Raw genomic sequence first — 18,126 nt, forward strand, 5'->3', positions numbered from 1 at the left:
ACTTTATTCTCAGATATAGATAAAGACACGGCAATACTTTTGGTTAAGGAACGAGAAGATTATGGACTGCTTCATATCTCTAATGTAAAATCTTATGAAGAAGTTTCTGATCGTGTTAAGTTTTATTCAGAGAAATCTCCATCTTTACCATTTATTTCAGGTTTAGAAAGTAAAATTGAAAAGAAGCTTAGAGAATTAAATCTTGAAAAAAATGGTGTAACACTTCAACAGATTGAAGACTCAAATATTAATGTTAATATCGGACAAGAGAGTTTTGATGGAGAGAAAAGTTCCACGGCTGATAATGTTGTTAAATTAATTTTTGGGGGCATCGCAGGTTACCTGCTATTCATGTTTATTATTATCTATGGTAATATGATCATGAGAAGTGTTATTGAAGAAAAGACGAGTAGAATTATTGAAGTAATTATATCATCTGTAAAGCCAGTTCAACTAATGCTTGGGAAAATTATTGGTACCTCCTTGGCAGGAGTTACGCAATTCGCTATTTGGGTAATTTTGGGAGGTGTATTAATGATTGCAGTATCATTAATTTTTGGTATAGATTTAGCGCAAGCCTCAGCGCCACAGCAAGAATTAGTGAATCAGGCAATACAAGATGACAATCTTCAAAGAGTTATCAGTGATGGTGTTACAGCGGTGAATAATTTGCCAATACTTAATCTAGTAGTAGCGTTTGTATTTTTCTTTATTGGTGGTTATCTCTTATATAGTTCATTATATGCTGCTATTGGTGCTGCTGTAGATAATGAAACAGATACACAGCAATTTATGCTTCCTATTTTGATGCCTTTAATTTTGGCAGTTTATGTAGGTGTATTTACAGTAATCGAAGATCCTCATGGTACGGTTTCTACAGTATTTTCATTTATTCCATTTACTTCACCAGTGGTTATGCTCATGCGGATTCCTTTTGGAGTACCATTATGGCAACAAGGATTATCTTTATTACTTTTAATAGCTACCTTTATGTTTGCGGTTTGGTTTGCTGCTAAGATTTATCGTGTCGGAATTTTAATGTATGGCAAAAAGCCAACCTACAAAGAACTCTTTAAGTGGTTGAAATATTAAATCAATGAGGCAAGATTTAAGTAAAATTGAAGAAACAATAACTGAAAGTACTGCTTGGGAAAAATTCAGGGGTTTTTTGAATCTTCATTTGGACTTAACTAAAGATATTTCTATTTCTATCTTAGATGTGTTGGTTGTGATCACGGTTGTTGTACTCACAACTGTTATACTTAAAATATTCTTCAGGATTATTACACGTAAACTTCCAGCAAATGAAAAAGGAAAATTTAACGTTGTCTATAGTTACTTTCGGTGGTTGATTTACATCATCATTCTTTTAATTACTTTGGATGGGCTTGGAGTTAATGTTACGGCTATTTTTGCTGCTTCTGCTGCTTTACTTATTGGAGTAGGACTTGCATTGCAGACTTTATTTCAAGATATAATATCTGGTGTTTTTATTTTAGTTGACCAGACTGTTCATGTTGGCGATATTATTGAAATTGAAGGTAAAATTGGCCGTGTTGAAGAGATTAAATTGAGAACAACACGCGCTGTCACTATTGATAACAAAGTATTAATTATTCCAAACCACTTATATCTTACCAATTCCTTGTATAATTGGACTCAAAATGGAACTCTTACTAGAGAAAGTGTGAATATTGGGGTTGCTTATGGTAGTGATATTGACTTGGTTAAGAAGCTATTATTGCAGGCGGCAACATCTCATCCAGAAGTGGTTGAGGTTCCAGAACCGATTGTAGTATTTACTGATTTTGGTGATAGCTCATTAGATTTTAGACTAATATTTACGTTAAATGATTGCTTTAAAGCTGCTTTTCCAAAGAGCGATATAAGATTTGAAGTAAATAGGCTATTTAGGGAAAATAATATCACTATTCCTTTTCCGCAGCAAGATATTCATATCATTGAAAATAAACCTTCATGATTTTAAAGGAAAATAAATGTTTTATTCTAATTGTACTATTTGCATTATTATTTGTAAATAGGGTCGAAGCGCAACTAACAGATTTGGTGCGATTAGAATATTCCTTTATTCCAAGTAGTAAATCAGAAGATCAATATACCAGATTAAGAGCTACATTAAATTATCCAATAAAACTAAAAGAAAAGAACTACTTTATTATTGGTGCGGAATACAATAGAATCATTCTCAATTTAGAAGAAGATTATGCATTTAATACCCAAAACTTAAATCGTTTACATATAATTGACCTCAATTTTGGTTATACATTTAAGTCCAAAAACGATTGGAGATTTGGTGTAAATATAAATCCAAGAATAGCATCGACATTAACAAATCCCATAACCTCCGACGACTTATTTCTCAATGGCGGTGTGTTTGCTATTAAAGACAAAACTGAGGAAACAGAAGCAGATAAGCCCTACAGATTAGTTCTTGGATTAACCTACAACACAACAGCAGGATTACCTTATCCATTGCCTTTTGTTAGCTATTTTAGGCAAATAAATGAAACGTGGTCCTTTAATGTTGGAGTTCCAAAATCAAATTTAAAGTATACCTTTGATCGAAGGAGTAATCTACAAGCCTTTGCATCGCTTGATGGATATTTTGCAAATATTCAAGAATCAATGCTAGTTGGTGATAAGCGCGTTGATAATATTTCACTTTCTTTGGTCGTTGGAGGACTTGGGTACGAATATTGCTTTACGAAACATATAGTGGCTTATTCTTACATAGGATATACCTTTAGGCTAAATAATGTATTACGTAATGAAGATAGAGAAGAAGTATTTAAACTAGACGATTTAAATGCTTTTTATTTAAGAACAGGATTAAAATTTAAAATTTAGATGTCAAAAATATTAATAATAGAAGACGAGGCAGCAATTAGAAGAGTATTAGTAAAAATACTCTCTGAAGAGAATGATGCATATAAAGTTGAAGAGGCTGAAGATGGATTAGTTGGTATAGATAAAATTAAAAAAGAGGATTATGACTTAGTGCTTTGTGATATTAAAATGCCAAAGATGGATGGTGTTGAGGTTTTGGAAGCCGTTAAAAAGCTTAAACCAGAAATACCAATGGTAATGATATCCGGCCATGGTGATTTAGATACAGCTGTTAATACAATGCGCTTAGGTGCTTTTGATTATATTTCTAAGCCGCCAGATTTAAATAGACTTCTAAATACTGTGCGTATTGCATTGGATAGAAAAGAACTTGTTGTTGAGAATAAAATGCTCAAAAAGAAGGTGAGTAAAAACTATCAGATGATTGGTGAAAGCGCTGCTATTGGACGCATAAAAGAAATGATCAACAAAGTAGCACCAACCGATGCAAGAGTTTTAGTAACCGGACCTAATGGTACCGGAAAAGAATTAGTGGCGCACTGGTTACATCAAAAAAGTGAGCGTTCTAAAGGTTCAATGATAGAAGTGAATTGTGCGGCAATACCAAGTGAATTAATCGAAAGTGAACTTTTTGGTCATGTAAAAGGAGCTTTTACATCTGCAAATAAAGACAGAGCAGGAAAGTTTGAAGCCGCTAATGGCGGTACTATTTTCTTAGATGAAATAGGTGATATGAGTTTGTCAGCTCAGGCTAAGGTCTTAAGAGCTTTACAAGAAAGTCGTATCCAACGTGTCGGTAGTGATAAGGATATAAAAGTTAATGTTCGTGTTATTGCTGCAACCAATAAAGACTTAAAAAAGGAAATTGCTGAGGGAAATTTTAGGGAAGATTTATACCATCGATTAGCTGTTATATTAATTGAAGTTCCTGCTTTAAATGACCGTAGAGAAGATATTCCGTTATTAGTAGATTATTTTGCGAATAAAATTTCTCAAGAACAGGGTAATTCTAAAAAATCCTTTTCAGATAAAGCCATAAAACTGCTACAAGATTATGACTGGACTGGAAATATAAGAGAGCTGCGAAATGTTGTAGAACGATTGATTATTCTTGGCGGTAAAGAAGTTAGTGAATCCGATGTTAAGTCCTTTGCTTCAAAATAATGCTAAATACCAAATAACACTAAAATTGCAACTTAAATACCTGTATTGTTATTGACGGTGAAATTTTGTTGAATATAGAATGTAGTGGTCATTTTTCTTTTAAATCAATACATCTAGCCCAATAATTATTGTAGTAAGGATAAGACGTTCTAGAATTTAGTGATTTAAATGAGGTTTCACCTTTAGTTGGAATTAGGCAATTAAATTCACTTTTTTTATTCAAACTAGTTTGTGCATTAAGGTCAGTTTCAAAGCCATGACGTACTTTTTTGTTTTGATATAAGACACTATATTAAGTAATTGTTTTTAGTACACCCTTTACATAATCTAATATGGATTGGGCACTTATTATTAATTTAAATTCTTTCATAATATTCAGTGAGGTACTTAAATCTAAAGCAGGATTATACTTTGTTGTATTAATACCGATGAGGGAACCATTATTAAAATAAAATTCTCTAAATATTTCTTTTGGATAACGATAGTAACTCAATTCAAATCTACGTAATAAAAAGTCACATTGGTTAATATGCATTGCTCTATTATTTCTGTCTTTTTGTCTTATTTGGCATTCATTTAAGGAATATAGTTGTTTGTAAAAACAGTCTTCTCCACCAATAATATTTTCATTAAAAAATTCAAAGGTAGCATCATTTGTAAGCATAGAAAATGGAAATTTGCCTTCAGTTAGTAAAAATGATCGAATACCGACTTTCAACTTACTGCACAATTAATAGGTAGGATTAAGATTAACGCATAACACTTTAATTACACGATTATTTTGTGCCTCTAAGGTTTGGGTGTATAATGGGGCCACATGAATGTGGAATTCTCTATATGAGTGAAGCATATGGGTGAATAAAATTTTGATCCTTAGAGTTGTTTGGAATATAAGCAGTGACAGGAGCTGCCTATGCATTGTCACGTTTTATGATGATACTCATATTGAGTCCTCCATGAGGTTTGGTTTGAAAATTACCGTGCCACCTTGAAAAAATATTCCAAAGGGATGTGTTGAAACACTACTTAGTTTTTAATATATTCTCATCAAGATTAGGGTCAGAAATTAAAGTTTTGAGAAAGTGATAATTAAGAAAAACACAATTTTGTAGCGAATAAAATGGTCTTATGTCTCAAAGTTTAGGACAAATCAATCTTCGGCCTTAAGTCTACAAAATGTTCATTATATTTAGTGGATAGAAATAAATTATGAAGACGATCAAAATAGATGATTTTAGAATCTCTACTAAAATCAAAATTAAAGATCTCCCAACTACTGTAGATCTCAAATCAAATAAAAAAGAGTTAAAAGCTGCACTTCGTGATGTTAGTAAGGATTTGGCCGATATCCAAAACGCTATGTATGCTCATGGAAAATATTCAGTTCTGTTTTGTATTCAAGGGATGGATACTGCTGGGAAGGATAGTCTAATACGAGAAGTATTTAAAGATTTTAATGTCAGAGGGATAGTAGCTCATAGTTTCAAGAAACCAACAGATTTAGAGTTAAAACACGACTATTTGTGGAGGCATTATTTAGCCTTACCAGCAAGAGGGAAATTTGGTGTTTTTAATCGAACGCATTATGAAAATGTTTTGGTGACTCGGGTTCATCCAAATTATTTGATGTATGAAAATATACCTGGTATTGATACTGCTGAAGATATAAATGACACATTTTGGGATCGACGATTTGAAGAAATTAATGCATTTGAAAAACACATTGCCGACAATGGAACAATTATTTTCAAATTTTTTTTAAATCTGTCCAAAGATGAACAAAAATACAGACTTTTAAGGAGACTAAATAGGCCAGATAAACAATGGAAATTTTCTTCTGACGATTTAAAAGAGCGAAAGTTGTGGGACAAGTATCAAATGTGTTATGAAGAGGTTTTAAATAGAAGCTCGAAAGCACACGCGCCATGGTTTAATATACCTGCAGATGATAAACCAACAGCAAGATATATTGTTGCTAAAGTTCTATATGATACGTTAAAACAGTATACGGATATTAAAGAGCCAGAACTGCCTGCTAAGGAAAAAGAAAACATAGATGTCTATAAACAAGAACTTGAAAATGAAAATTAAACTTTTAACACTATTTAGCAGTATCGTATTAACATCTGGATTCAGTCAGACAGATAAAGATGTCCTCAAAACAATTTATACAACCTCACTTACCAATGGTCATAGTTATCAATGGTTAGATTATTTGTCTAATACTATTGGAGGACGATTATCTGGTTCCACTAATGCAGAATTGGCAGTGCAGTACACAAAAAGTGAACTTGAGAAGCTTGGTTTGGACAAAGTTTGGTTACAGCCAGTTATGGTGCCAAAATGGGTAAGGGGCCAAAAGGAAATGGGTTATTTCGAAGCCTTAGGTAACATAAATAAAGTCAATATTTGTGCTCTTGGTGGTTCTGTGGCAACTCCTGAAAAAGGAACAAAGGCTAAGGTTATAGAAGTATCTTCATATAAAGATTTAGAAAGCCTTGGTGAGGAGAATATTAAAGGCAAAATAGTTTTTATAAATACTAAATGGGAACAAGAATTAGTTAGTACATTTCAAGCCTACGGAGGTTGTTCAAGTGAGCGTTATCGTGGAGCGGCAGAAGCGGTAAAATATGGAGCTGTTGGTACCATTGTACGCTCATTAAGTTCAAGGCAAGATGATTTACCACATACCGGGAGTATGAGCTATGGAGATTTACCAATTGCCCAGCGCATTCCATCGGCTGCGATAAGTACAAATGATGCTGTAAAATTAAGTGAGGCTCTTAAGAGAGATAAAGATTTAATGTTTCATTTTGAAATGAGCTGTCAACAATTTGACGATGTCCAATCATACAATGTCATTGGTGAAATTACCGGTAGTGAATTCCCAAATGAATATATTTTGGTGGGTGGTCATTTAGATTCATGGGATTTAGGTGATGGCGCTCATGATGATGGTGCCGGAGTGGTACAATCTATGGATGTTTTACGATTATTAAAAGAAAGCGGAATTGAGCCCAAACGAAGCATAAGAGTTGTCCTATTTATGAATGAAGAAAATGGCTTGCGTGGCGGTCGTAAATATGCTGAGGAGGCAAAATCTAAAGGTGAGAAGCATGTGTTTGCGCTTGAAAGTGATGCTGGCGGTTTTACACCAAGAGGATTTAGTTTTGATTGTAGTGATTTGATGTTTTCAAAGGTCGAATCTTGGAAACCTCTGTTTAAACCTTATTTGATTCATTATTTCGAAAAGGGTGGTAGTGGGGCAGACATTGGTCCACTTAAAAATAATGATATTGTACTAGCTGGACTTAGACCGGATTCACAACGTTATTTTGATCATCACCATGCGGCAAATGATACTTTTGAGCACGTGAATAAAAGAGAACTAGAACTTGGTGCTGCTACTATGACCGCTTTAGTATATCTAATGGATAAATATGGTACTTCAACTATTACAAATGTTGAGGAAATTAGAGACTAGAAACGTAATGATAAAACTGCTTAGACTGCTCATTTTATGACTTAAAATAAAGCTAAGTTTTACCTAGTAAGATTAGGGCAATGAATAACCGTATTATGAGGTTTCAGAGTATCAGAGGAGTTTATCCCAGGGATAATGGCATGATGAAGGCGAATGGAAAAGAAGCTTTGGATAGACCGTCGTACCTCATCTATGTGGATACTATCGCTAGTTTATTCGATGAATATAAAAAAAATGTCTGTCATTATCGAACTGTATTGGAAGAGAAAATTTTAGCAACCAAGGACTTTGTTTTTTATGATTTATTTGGGAACGGACTCATTTTTTATCGAGATCTTTAAAGAAATTTTTTAATGTACTATGAAGAATAACTTTTTTGTATACTTATTTGTTTTAATTGCAGGTCTCTTTTCTTATAGCCAGAACTCAAAAGAAATATTATGTAAGGTTTTAGATATCGAAACAAAAGTTCCAGTATCATTTGCAACCATAAAATTTGAACGGATCCAGAATGGAGTCATTGCTGACGAAGATGGCGAATTTAGACTTCCTCAAGATTATAAAGTTTCAAATAAAAATATAGTTATTTCTTCTATAGGTTTTGAAACGTTAAAGGTATCTGTAATTACGCTTAAAGATGGTATAGTTAATATTATTTATTTAAAACCAAAAGTTGAAGCACTTAGTGCTGTTTTAGTTACGGGCAATTCAAAGTTGGGTGAAAATTCTAAGGGTCTAACGGCAAAAACAATTGTAAAGAATGCCATTGGAAGAATACTTACCAATTACCCAAATTCAGCACATTCCTATATTTCTTACTATAGAGATTATCAGCTTATAAAAAATAATTACTATAATCTTAATGAAGCTATATTAGAAAGTTTTGATGCTGGGTTTGACACAGACAAGTATTCAAATAGACAAAATGTAACTGCGTTATATTCCTACAATTTAAATAGAGAGTTTTATCAAGACTCTTTGTTGCTGAATAGTATATATGGAAAATCAAAGTCAATTTCTGAGGGAGATTTTGCCAAATTAGGCACTGAGATTCAGAATGAGTTAGAGATTTTAAACATCCACAATCCAATTCGTAATTTTAATAAAAGTAGCTTTTCTTTTATTTATATTTTTAGGGATAACTTCGTTAATAATCATCTGTTTAAACTATCTAATATCACTTATGTAGAGGATATTCCTTTGTATGAGATTGATTTTGTGACGCGAGATGATCCAGGAATGCGGTATATGGGATCAGGAAAAATTTATGTATCTAAATTGAATTATGCAATTCATAGGATAGAATACCGTGTTTATGCCAACAGAAATTACAGATCCACAAGAACGCAAGGAAATACCTTTGCCAATGTAATGAGTAAACCGAAAAATATTCTTTTTGAGGTAAAGGTCGAATACAAGTCCAAGAATAATAAGATGTATCTTAATTACATGACCTTCAATAATCTTTTTGTAATAAAGAAGCCCAATCCTTTTAAAGTCGATGATTTTTTATTCAATCCTAAGACAAGGAACTTTATTCTCACATTTAATACGCCTCTAGATATGTCTACAATTGAACGGAAAAGTAATTTTAGATTACGATATAAAGATAAGAAGCTTATCATTAAAGAGATAAAGGCTATGGATGATAAAACAGTAAAAATTAAGGTCGTGGATTGGTCAGCTGGACTTAATGATGATATCACGACCATTGATTCAATGGACTTTAGTTATAAACTAAAGCGCATAAAAAACACTTTTGGTGCTACCATAAATCAGGTGAATAAAATTTCCGGATACCAGTTTCGAGAATATTTTACCCAAGAGATTTTTGAAAATAAAAGTCCTGATGAAGATTTGATTTATGTAGACAAGACATTGCCAATATCAGCAACCAGAACAAACAAACCGAGTTTTGATCTTGGTAAATATTGGGTTAATTCTCCATTAAAAAAGACAAAAGAGGCTAACAATTAGTCTTGGTTTTGTCTTTGTTTGCGTTTTTAAGTCAAATGTATCAATGCACTAGCCTAATGCCTAGATGTGCAAATAGAATAACCGCAAAACCATCACTAGGTCAAGTCCACTTATTATTCTTTAATAACTCTTATTCCAATATGTTGACTAGAAACTTCACTATCGTTATTGGCGTCGTAATAATCATAAGCACTATACCCATAGACACCGCCTTGGTAAAGTTCAGCAACATTTCCACCTAAATCGTAAATATTTGCATCTCCAACTTTGGAGGCTTTAAAGCTACCGACAGGTTTTAATAGAGAGTATTGAAGTGCGCTTATTTTGGACTTTAATTTTTGGTAATCGCTTGGTACGAGTTGGTATCCAGCCCAAAGATTAAATGTGTTCTCTTTTGGAGCCGCTTTTACAGCTAATTGATGAAGGGATTTAGCCTCTTTTGAATTAGGCATTCTATAAACCTTACCTGTGAGATTGGATAACCAAGAGAGATAGTCTTTTGCATTTTCAATTGAGACAACTATCGGGTAATTGTCTTGTCCTGCTGGATAGGTAAAATCACTTTTAAATGATTTATACTGAGCATTTGTTACTTCAAATCGTCCTATTGAGGTCGAGTCTTTCTTAATCTGAACCGTTTCTGGAATAAGTTTACCATTAAGGGGTTCTCCGTACAATCCATTGACTGATTTTACGGATTGTAATTTTAAAATATGGGCAAGTGGACTATCTTTTTTAAATGCAGAATTTTCGATTGAAGGCTTATTAAGTAGATAAGTTTCTATCCATTTAATTTCCTCCTTCATTTTACGCAACTGGTGAGTGATTTTTTGTAAGCCGTGCGGCTGATCTGGAAACCATAAAAAGCGGACAGGTGCTTGTCCTACCTGTTGTAATCCTCGATAATATTCCCAGCCTTGATCTCTTGGTACAGCTCTATCTGCACTACCGTGAAAAATTATAGTTGGAGTCTTAATTTTTTCAATTTCAAATAAAGGGGATTTTAAAATATAGTTTTCGTTATATGGTTTACCGTTGGTGTCATCCCAAGGAGCACCGCCAAAATAATGTTGGTCAAAACTAACACCAAAACGACAAGTTCCATAATCTGAAGTCCAATTGACATCTCCAGCTCCTGGTGCGGCAACTTTAAACATATTTGGGTATCTCACCGTAAGCATTGTTGTAATAATAGCACCATTGGACCAGCCCATAGTACCGAGTTGATTCATATCAATTTTACCGTCTTTATCAAGCTTAGTTATTCCCTTAATGATGTCTTCCATTTCTGGCTCATAGTAATTTTCTTTGATGGCTTCAACATAAGCCAAACCATGGTTTGCTGAGCCATGATAATTTGGTTTTAGAACAAACATACCTTTCTGAGCAAGTAGATTTGGATAAGTACTCCAACGTTCTGACCATAAGTCCAAATCCTGACTCGCAGGACCACCATGTATGGATAACATTAGAGGGTAACGCTTTCCTTCCTCATAGTTTTCAGGATAATATAAAATTCCAGTGACCTCTTCATCTTTATAACCTTTCCATACCATGATCTCACTTTTAGTTATAGATTTCTTTGAAAGGTTCTTATTGAGTTTAATTAACGCTTTGTCATCAGAGATTTTGTGTTCTTTTAAATTGCCTATATAATAACTTGGTAAACGTGATGCTGTTGAATAGTTGTAAATGATCTTACTGCCATCATCTGAAACAACATTTACTCTTACATGGTCATTTTTGTCGCCAAAATTAACCTTACGCTTTGTCCAAGAATTAGCATTCTTTTTATAGTATGCTATGCGTCGTGTAGCACGATTAGCCAATGAAATTATAATATCATTGCCAACCACATTATAACCTCCAGCATGGCCTAACTCCCAATTTAAATTGACCTTAGTGTGTGTTTTGGAACTTAAGTCGAAATAATATAATTCGTTTATTCCTGATCCGTTGTATGTTGGATTAGAACCATATTCCGAAGCGAAATAGAAACCTTCACTTTCACTAGTAAATTGAAAACCGTACGTCGGATAACCAAAGCCTGTTAAAATTCTTTGTATTACGCCAGTTTCAAGGTTTTTTAAATATTGATAAGGATCTAATTGTGCATCAGATGCATAACTTCGACTTCTCTGTTCGCCATAAATAAGCCATTTCCCATCTTTTGAAACGGTATATCCGGCCAGTGGTTTTTTATTATCTGTTAAACGAGATATGGTCTTATTTTTAATGTTAAAAGCGTAGACGTGATTTGGTCTCCAATTCAAAGAATCTTCTACAACAATGACATTATCCTTCTGTTCTTCTTTTTGCTGTTCATAAAGGGTTTTTCCATCGTTTGATTGAAATAAAAGTGTATTGTTATCTTTCCATTGCAGATTAGAAATTCCATTTTTAAATTCTTTTACTTCCTGAGCTTCACCACCATAAATACTTAATTTCCATAATTTTTTCCCCTTATTTCTAGATGATAGGAAATAGACGTATTCACCATCTTTAGAAAAGATTGGACTATAATCGTTCTCATCTCCATTTGTAAGTTGAATGGTTTTAAACATGCCATCGTCATTGATATCTAATCGCGTTAGATAGATGTCAGAAACAAAACGATCTTTCTTTTTTACAGCTTTTCGCTTGGTCCAAACCACCATAGAATTGTTCGGTGAAATGGATACTGAACTCATGTATTCTGTATTGATGATATCATTAGGTGTCCAACGTGTTGGATCCAAGTCTTGTGAAAAACAGAAGCCTAATGAAAGGGTGAGCACTATGACAAATGAATAAACTTTTAAACGCATTTTAGCCGGAATTAATTTAAGATTGATGATTAATTTATGTTTGTAAAGTTACAAATAACTGAGCCACCATTTGCCTTTATTGTCACCTTTGTAGCGCATGTATTTTTTACAAATTGGGTAGAGAATAAGTATAACTAAAAACCACACTAGGTAGGATACCCAAAGGTCAAAGCCAACATTGAGTAAATACCCAGTTTTAAAGCGTGCAACGGTTAAAACAAGTTCTTGCCAATCTTCACCGAGAATTACTAAACCAATCATGCCAAGTATATGAATTAGATATAGGTGTAAGATATAGTAAAAAAAAGGTACGCGACCAAAAACTAACATAATGTCAGTGAATTTATTTTTTACAGATTCAATGCCAAATAGGAATAAGAGCGCTGGTCCAATTGTCATCAAAGTAAATATTAATGATGGTGGATATTTTGTAACATTAAAAAACGATAATATAGCATATGTAAAATTATCTTGAGTAGACCAAGGCTTTGGATCTCCATAGATATTGATAAATCGTAAAACAAAAAACAGGATTATTGCGCCAAAACCTAATCCTAATAACCATTTTTTTCTAATGTTAAAATCAAACCCTTTTTGATAAAAATGACCAAAGCAATACCCAAGAATCATAATGCCTAACCATGGCATAAAGGGATAAGCTATTGCTAACATACCGTTTCCATCATTTATGACGTGAAAATTAAACTGATGCACGTAATACCATAATAGGGACATTGGCTCTGATCCTTGTTGCGTTATTCCATCGAGCAAATTATGACCAAATATTATTAATAGACCAATAATCAATAAAATCTTTTTCGGTAAATGAATAAGGGCAGCTAGGATGATCATACAAATACCAATGGCTCAAATAACTTGAAAGATGTGTACACTCAAAGTAAAGTCAAAGGTCCAAGCAAAATTTACAAGTGTTAGCTCAATAAAGACGAGCCAGAGTCCTCGGGTAAATAAAAATTTTGATAGATGATTTTTGGAGGCCTTTTTTTGTCCATATAAAAAAGCAGACGTTCCTGCTAGAAAAACAAAAATGGGAGCACAAAAATGAGTAATCCATCTGGTAAAGAATAATATCGGTGTGGTTGTCTCTAAATTTGTGGGATCTGCAAACATATATCCCGTATTTGTATAGTCTCTTGCATGATCTAAGGCCATAAGTATCATAACTAAGCCTCTTAGGATATCGATGGACTGTATTCTACTCGATTTGATTGGTTTCATTAGTCTTAAATAAAAGAAATTAAAAGACCTAGGAGGAGTAAAAGTATAAAAAAAGCATTGCAAAGAGCAATGCTTTTAATTTTAAATAGCAATTTCAAGCTGATTGTTAAGAATATCTTCAAAGGTTTCACGCTTTCTTATGAGGTGGGCTTCTCCTTTATAAACTAAAACCTCTGCAGGACGATAGCGCGAATTATAATTACTTGCCATAGAGTAACAGTATGCACCAGCATTTTTAAAACATAAAATATCACCTTGATTAATTTCATTAATCCGTCTGTTATTTGCAAAGGTGTCCGTTTCACAGATATAACCTACCACTGAATAGAAGCGTTCTCTTCCTTTTGGATTTGAAATGTTTAAAATGTCATGCTGCGAACCATAAAGCATTGGTCTAATGAGGTGGTTAAATCCAGAATCGACCTGAGCAAACACTGTAGATGTAGTTTGCTTAACCACATTTACTTTTGCTAGGAATACACCAGCTTCGCTCACTAAGAATTTACCAGGCTCGAAGGCTAAGGTCAAATCTTTTCCATAGGATTTGCAGAATTCATTAAACCTTTTAGATAGTTTTTTACCTAATTCTTCAATATTCGTTTCAATATCATCTGATTTATATGGTACTTTAAATCCAGAACCAAAGTCAATAAAATCTAAGTTTTTAAAGTTCTTGGCAGTTTCAAATAAAATTTCGCTCGCATAAAGAAAAACATCGATGTCTAAAATATCACTTCCTGTATGCATATGTATACCATTAATGTGCATACCTGTGTTTTCTACAATGCGCAGTAATAGTGGAATTTGGTGTATCGAAATACCAAATTTACTATCAATGTGACCAACCGAAATATTTGTATTTCCACCTGCCATTACATGCGGATTAATACGAATACAAACAGGTATATTTGGATACTTTGTCCCGAACTGCTCTAAAATTGAAAGATTATCTATGTTAATTTGAACTCCAAGTTTCGCTACATTTTCAATTTCTTCAAGAGAAACACCATTCGGTGTAAAGATGATATTTTCAGGTTTAAACCCAGCTCTAAGTCCTAACTGAACTTCTTGTATAGAAACGGTATCTATACCAGATCCTAGTGAATTGAATAATTTAAGAACTGAAATGTTAGATAAAGCCTTAACAGCATAGTTTATCTTTAGGTTGTTTACTTTGCTGAAAGCGCTGGTCAAACGCTTATATTGGTTTATAATGGTATCAGCGTCATAGACATAAACAGGGCTTCCAAATTCCTTAGCAATGTTTAAAAGAGTTCTGTTGTTCATTTTGTTGTGGGTTCCTTAATTGAGGCGCAAACTTAAGATGAAGCCTTAGGTTTAGAAATTATATAAACATAATTTACTAAATTTGCACACATTGTTAAATAATTAACAAAAGCCAATTATGAGAACGATTGCATCCTGTGTCGAAAATATTGTACTAGAACAGCCTTTTTTAGAAGAAGCCATTTCTAAGGAAATCATTAATTACTCAGCCTTAGCCAGTGTTTTGCAAAATGATGTGTCCGAGCAATTAGGCCGTCCTGTTAAAACAGGTGCTATTATGATGGCTTTACGACGATACAAGGACAAATTAACCATAAGCAAGCCTTATTATAAATTAAATACACTTCTTGAACAGCTTGGTGATATTACCTTACGTTCAAATTTGAGTGATTTTACCTTTCGAAATTCAAATAGTTTAATCGATAGTCAAGCCAAAATATTGAATGAGATTAAAAACAAACCTCATATTTTCTACACTTTTACAAGAGGTATTCTAGAGAGTAATATAATTATATCAAGTAGTGAGAAAAAAAATGTGCTCGATTGCTTTCAAGGGGAAGAGTGTCTTCAGTTAAAAGAAAATTTGTCAGCGATAAGTTTAATTCTTCCAAAAAATAATACCAAAATTGCAGGTTTGTATTATCAGATTCTCAAACGATTAGCTTGGCAAAATGTACCACTTTATGAGGTTATCTCTACTACAAATGAATTTACTATTGTCGTTGAAGATAATGTTGTAGATAGTGCTTTTTCAATCGTAAAGAACTTAAATAAAGTCTGAATTTATATAAGACCTAAGTTCTCAAAAAATCAAATTATTTTTATTGGTATAACGAAAGGGTATGTGTATTTTTGTGCCACAAAATAAACCAGAGTTTTCTATAACTCTATGGAACTAGAAATAGATTATTTATTATGAATTTACACGAATATCAAGGAAAAGAATTACTAAGCAGTTTTGGAGTTCGCATTCAGAGAGGTATTGTCGCTCAGAGTGCCGATGAAGCCGTTTCAGCAGCGAAACAATTAACTGAAGAAACTGGTACTGGCTGGCATGTCATTAAAGCGCAAGTTCATGCAGGTGGACGCGGAAAAGGTGGTGGAGTAAAGCTAGCTAAAAACCTTGATGAAGTAAAAGAACTAGCAGGTCAGATCATCGGAATGAATCTGGTTACACCTCAGACCTCTGCAGAAGGTAAAAAAGTACATCAAGTTTTAATTGCAGAAGATGTTTACTATCCAGGTGATAATGAACCGGAAGAATATTACATGTCTGTGCTATTAAATAGAGCTAATGGACGTAATATGATCATGTATTCGACTGAAGGTGGAATGGACATCGAGCAAGTAGCAGAGGAGACTCCACATTTAATCTTTACTGAAGAAATAGATCCAGCGTTAGGTTTGTTACCTTTCCAAGCGCGTCGTGTTGCCTTTAATTTAGGATTATCAGGTACAGCGTTTAAAGAAATGACTAAGTTTGTTTCTGCATTATATATGGCCTATGTAAAATCTGATGCATCGTTATTTGAAATTAATCCAGTATTAAAAACAAGTGATGACAAAATCATGGCTGTAGATTCTAAAGTAACTTTAGACGGTAATGCCTTATTTAGACATAAAGATTTAGCAGCCTTAAGAGATAAGCGTGAAGAAAATCCTATCGAAGTTGAAGCTGGTGAACTAGGCTTAAATTACGTAGACCTTGATGGTAACGTTGGGTGTATGGTAAATGGAGCTGGATTAGCCATGGCAACAATGGATTTAATTAAACAGGCTGGTGGTGAGCCTGCAAACTTCCTTGATGTAGGTGGTACAGCCGACGCTGCTAGAGTAGAGGCAGCCTTTAATATCATCTTAAAAGATCCTAACGTAAAAGCTATCCTTATTAATATATTTGGTGGTATTGTACGTTGTGATCGTGTTGCTCAAGGTGTTATAGATGCTTACAAAAATATTGGAGATATTAGTGTGCCAATCATTGTACGTTTACAAGGAACCAATGCAGATATCGCTAAAGAACTCATTGATAATTCTGGTTTAGATGTACTCAGTGCAACAGAATTCCAAGAAGCTGCAGATAAGGTACAAGAAGTATTAAGCTAAGGTTTTATATTATATAAAGTAAAAAAGCTCTCATGTTGAGAGCTTTTTTTATACACTGACTTTTTTAAGATTAATAGTTAAAAAATATTATGGTGCATATTGAACGTCAAAGCGACCTTCTGTTATATTAATGGTGTCACAACCCTCTGTAACGGTAGTAAATTCAAAAAAACCGGAAATTATAAAGTTAGTTTCATCGATGTTTGTAAATCGTACTATTCCCTCAAGGGTATCATCAATATCATAAAAACAGTTTGTATCATCATTTGTTTTGACCACAAGTGAATTATTCACAAGTGAATAATTTGTATCTACAGCTAGAGGACTATTAGCCAATATGCTAATTGACAAGTCCATATAATCATCTTCATATCCAAATCCAATCTGTAATTGGCCTTGTTGAAAGAAGGCACCAATGTGGTTAGAATTTGTTACAGATATTGGAATTCCATCTATTAGAAATCCAACTGTATTCTCACCAGTTTGTGTTGCAGGTGGCAATTGGTCTACAGGGTCGGTTGAGCCATTATCGTCATCATTATTATTGCAGCTTGTAATAATTAATAATGATAAGACGCATAAGGATAAGAATATCTTTTTCATAAGACTAGATTTGGTTTTTATTTTTGTAAAGTTAAGGTTTAGGTAATGGGCTTATATATGTAACCTTACGTATTAAGGTTTTTATAACTATTGGATAAACATGCTATGTTACTTGGGATTAGTCGCAGCAGTGTTAAAATTTCCCAACCAACGTTAAACAGTGTTAACTCTTGTAACTCCTGAGTGTAATAGTCGTCTTTTAAGTGTCAATCATTAAAAACGATTAATTATGAAGAATTTAAAAATTTTAGTTTTAGTTGTAGCCATGGCTTTTGGAAGTATTGTTTCTGCAACTACAAATCCGATTAAAACTGCAGCGTCTACATCTATTAGTAAGTCCGTTGGTGAATTATTGAAAAATCCAGATTTTCAGTTAGACCAAGAAGTTGATGCTGTTGTTGATATTTTTATCAATAGCGATGACGAAATGGTAGTATTATCTGTAGACACAGATAATGAAAAGGTTGAGCAGTACATAAAAAGCCGCCTTAACTACAAGAAAGTTGAAAATTCAACTCTAGGGAATAAAAAATCTTTCAAAGTACCAGTGAAGATGGTAAAATCTAATTAGATAGATTTTGATTATAGTGT

15 protein-coding genes and 1 pseudogene are annotated in these 18,126 nt (G+C 33.5%); 11 read left to right on the forward strand and 5 right to left on the reverse strand.

Going from position 1 to position 18,126, the window contains the following annotated elements; all coding sequences use genetic code 11:
* The 4 genes from HRU49_RS11300 to HRU49_RS11315 form a co-directional block, all read left to right on the forward strand.
* Positions 1-1,092: ABC transporter permease (locus HRU49_RS11300; RefSeq protein ID WP_296357208.1), on the forward strand; the 1,092-nt coding region annotated here is incomplete at its 5' end.
* A 4-nt stretch (positions 1,093-1,096) separates the two neighbouring features.
* The gene (locus HRU49_RS11305) at positions 1,097-1,981 is read left to right on the forward strand and encodes a mechanosensitive ion channel domain-containing protein (protein ID WP_296357210.1); all 885 of its coding nucleotides are present in this window, start codon (positions 1,097-1,099) and stop codon (positions 1,979-1,981) included.
* A complete protein-coding gene (locus tag HRU49_RS11310) occupies positions 1,978-2,868 on the forward strand; it encodes a DUF6268 family outer membrane beta-barrel protein (protein ID WP_296357213.1) in 891 nt (296 codons plus the stop codon). Before HRU49_RS11305 ends, HRU49_RS11310 begins: the two co-directional genes overlap by 4 nt.
* The gene (locus HRU49_RS11315; RefSeq protein WP_296357215.1) at positions 2,869-4,032 is read left to right on the forward strand and encodes a sigma-54 dependent transcriptional regulator; all 1,164 of its coding nucleotides are present in this window, start codon (positions 2,869-2,871) and stop codon (positions 4,030-4,032) included. It abuts the gene before it with no gap.
* Positions 4,033-4,324: 292 nt separating this feature from the next.
* Here HRU49_RS11315 and HRU49_RS11320 read toward each other — a convergent pair whose 3' ends face one another.
* Positions 4,325-4,750, reverse strand: a complete 426-nt coding sequence (locus tag HRU49_RS11320; protein WP_296357217.1) for a hypothetical protein — start codon at positions 4,748-4,750, stop codon at positions 4,325-4,327.
* A gap of 491 nt (positions 4,751-5,241) precedes the next feature.
* Here HRU49_RS11320 and HRU49_RS11325 point away from each other — a divergent pair, with 491 nt between their 5' ends.
* From HRU49_RS11325 to HRU49_RS11340, 4 genes are all read left to right on the forward strand, one after another.
* Complete coding sequence (locus HRU49_RS11325) at positions 5,242-6,123, forward strand: PPK2 family polyphosphate kinase (RefSeq protein ID WP_296357219.1); 882 nt, start codon at positions 5,242-5,244, stop codon at positions 6,121-6,123.
* Positions 6,113-7,516 (forward strand): M20/M25/M40 family metallo-hydrolase, encoded by a 1,404-nt coding sequence (locus HRU49_RS11330; protein ID WP_296357220.1) that lies wholly within the window; start codon positions 6,113-6,115, stop codon positions 7,514-7,516. The genes HRU49_RS11325 and HRU49_RS11330 overlap by 11 nt, the downstream gene beginning before the upstream one ends.
* 95 nt (positions 7,517-7,611) lie before the next feature.
* Positions 7,612-7,857 carry a hypothetical protein gene (locus tag HRU49_RS11335; RefSeq protein ID WP_296357222.1) on the forward strand — a complete coding sequence of 82 codons (246 nt, stop codon included), beginning with the start codon at positions 7,612-7,614 and terminating at the stop codon, positions 7,855-7,857.
* A gap of 19 nt (positions 7,858-7,876) precedes the next feature.
* On the forward strand, positions 7,877-9,493 hold the full coding sequence (locus tag HRU49_RS11340; protein WP_296357223.1) for a carboxypeptidase-like regulatory domain-containing protein: 1,617 nt from the start codon (positions 7,877-7,879) through the stop codon (positions 9,491-9,493).
* Positions 9,494-9,606: 113 nt separating this feature from the next.
* Here HRU49_RS11340 and HRU49_RS11345 read toward each other — a convergent pair whose 3' ends face one another.
* From HRU49_RS11345 to lysA, 3 genes and pseudogenes are all read right to left on the reverse strand, one after another.
* Positions 9,607-12,300 carry a prolyl oligopeptidase family serine peptidase gene (locus tag HRU49_RS11345; RefSeq protein WP_296357224.1) on the reverse strand — a complete coding sequence of 898 codons (2,694 nt, stop codon included), beginning with the start codon at positions 12,298-12,300 and terminating at the stop codon, positions 9,607-9,609.
* Between the two features lie 48 nt (positions 12,301-12,348).
* Positions 12,349-13,539 (reverse strand): annotated as a pseudogene (locus HRU49_RS11350) (heparan-alpha-glucosaminide N-acetyltransferase domain-containing protein).
* 81 nt (positions 13,540-13,620) lie between these two features.
* Positions 13,621-14,826, reverse strand: a complete 1,206-nt coding sequence (gene lysA, locus HRU49_RS11355) for a diaminopimelate decarboxylase (RefSeq protein ID WP_296357226.1) — start codon at positions 14,824-14,826, stop codon at positions 13,621-13,623.
* A gap of 118 nt (positions 14,827-14,944) precedes the next feature.
* Here lysA and HRU49_RS11360 point away from each other — a divergent pair, with 118 nt between their 5' ends.
* The gene (locus tag HRU49_RS11360) at positions 14,945-15,607 is read left to right on the forward strand and encodes a hypothetical protein (protein WP_296357227.1); all 663 of its coding nucleotides are present in this window, start codon (positions 14,945-14,947) and stop codon (positions 15,605-15,607) included.
* A gap of 134 nt (positions 15,608-15,741) precedes the next feature.
* On the forward strand, positions 15,742-16,932 hold the full coding sequence (gene sucC, locus HRU49_RS11365) for an ADP-forming succinate--CoA ligase subunit beta (RefSeq protein ID WP_296357229.1): 1,191 nt from the start codon (positions 15,742-15,744) through the stop codon (positions 16,930-16,932).
* An 87-nt stretch (positions 16,933-17,019) separates the two neighbouring features.
* Here the strand turns inward: sucC and HRU49_RS11370 are convergent, their stop codons facing one another.
* A complete protein-coding gene (locus HRU49_RS11370; protein ID WP_296357231.1) occupies positions 17,020-17,535 on the reverse strand; it encodes a hypothetical protein in 516 nt (171 codons plus the stop codon).
* Positions 17,536-17,764: 229 nt separating this feature from the next.
* Here HRU49_RS11370 and HRU49_RS11375 point away from each other — a divergent pair, with 229 nt between their 5' ends.
* Positions 17,765-18,106 (forward strand): hypothetical protein, encoded by a 342-nt coding sequence (locus HRU49_RS11375; RefSeq protein ID WP_296357234.1) that lies wholly within the window; start codon positions 17,765-17,767, stop codon positions 18,104-18,106.
* The last annotated feature ends 20 nt before the right edge of the window (positions 18,107-18,126 follow it).

The sequence above is a fragment of the Winogradskyella sp. genome (assembly GCF_013213975.1).
GTDB lineage: Bacteria > Bacteroidota > Bacteroidia > Flavobacteriales > Flavobacteriaceae > Winogradskyella.

Coding starts and splice junctions, on each gene's coding strand:
- HRU49_RS11310 (WP_296357213.1), top strand. CDS start 1,978: ATGATTTTAAAGGAAAATAAATGTTTTATTCTAATTGTACTATTTGCA.
- HRU49_RS11345 (WP_296357224.1), bottom strand. CDS start 12,300: ATGCGTTTAAAAGTTTATTCATTTGTCATAGTGCTCACCCTTTCATTA.
- HRU49_RS11340 (WP_296357223.1), top strand. CDS start 7,877: ATGAAGAATAACTTTTTTGTATACTTATTTGTTTTAATTGCAGGTCTC.
- lysA (WP_296357226.1), bottom strand. CDS start 14,826: ATGAACAACAGAACTCTTTTAAACATTGCTAAGGAATTTGGAAGCCCT.
- HRU49_RS11335 (WP_296357222.1), top strand. CDS start 7,612: ATGAGGTTTCAGAGTATCAGAGGAGTTTATCCCAGGGATAATGGCATG.
- HRU49_RS11330 (WP_296357220.1), top strand. CDS start 6,113: ATGAAAATTAAACTTTTAACACTATTTAGCAGTATCGTATTAACATCT.
- HRU49_RS11305 (WP_296357210.1), top strand. CDS start 1,097: ATGAGGCAAGATTTAAGTAAAATTGAAGAAACAATAACTGAAAGTACT.
- HRU49_RS11325 (WP_296357219.1), top strand. CDS start 5,242: ATGAAGACGATCAAAATAGATGATTTTAGAATCTCTACTAAAATCAAA.
- HRU49_RS11370 (WP_296357231.1), bottom strand. CDS start 17,535: ATGAAAAAGATATTCTTATCCTTATGCGTCTTATCATTATTAATTATT.
- HRU49_RS11360 (WP_296357227.1), top strand. CDS start 14,945: ATGAGAACGATTGCATCCTGTGTCGAAAATATTGTACTAGAACAGCCT.
- sucC (WP_296357229.1), top strand. CDS start 15,742: ATGAATTTACACGAATATCAAGGAAAAGAATTACTAAGCAGTTTTGGA.
- HRU49_RS11315 (WP_296357215.1), top strand. CDS start 2,869: ATGTCAAAAATATTAATAATAGAAGACGAGGCAGCAATTAGAAGAGTA.
- HRU49_RS11375 (WP_296357234.1), top strand. CDS start 17,765: ATGAAGAATTTAAAAATTTTAGTTTTAGTTGTAGCCATGGCTTTTGGA.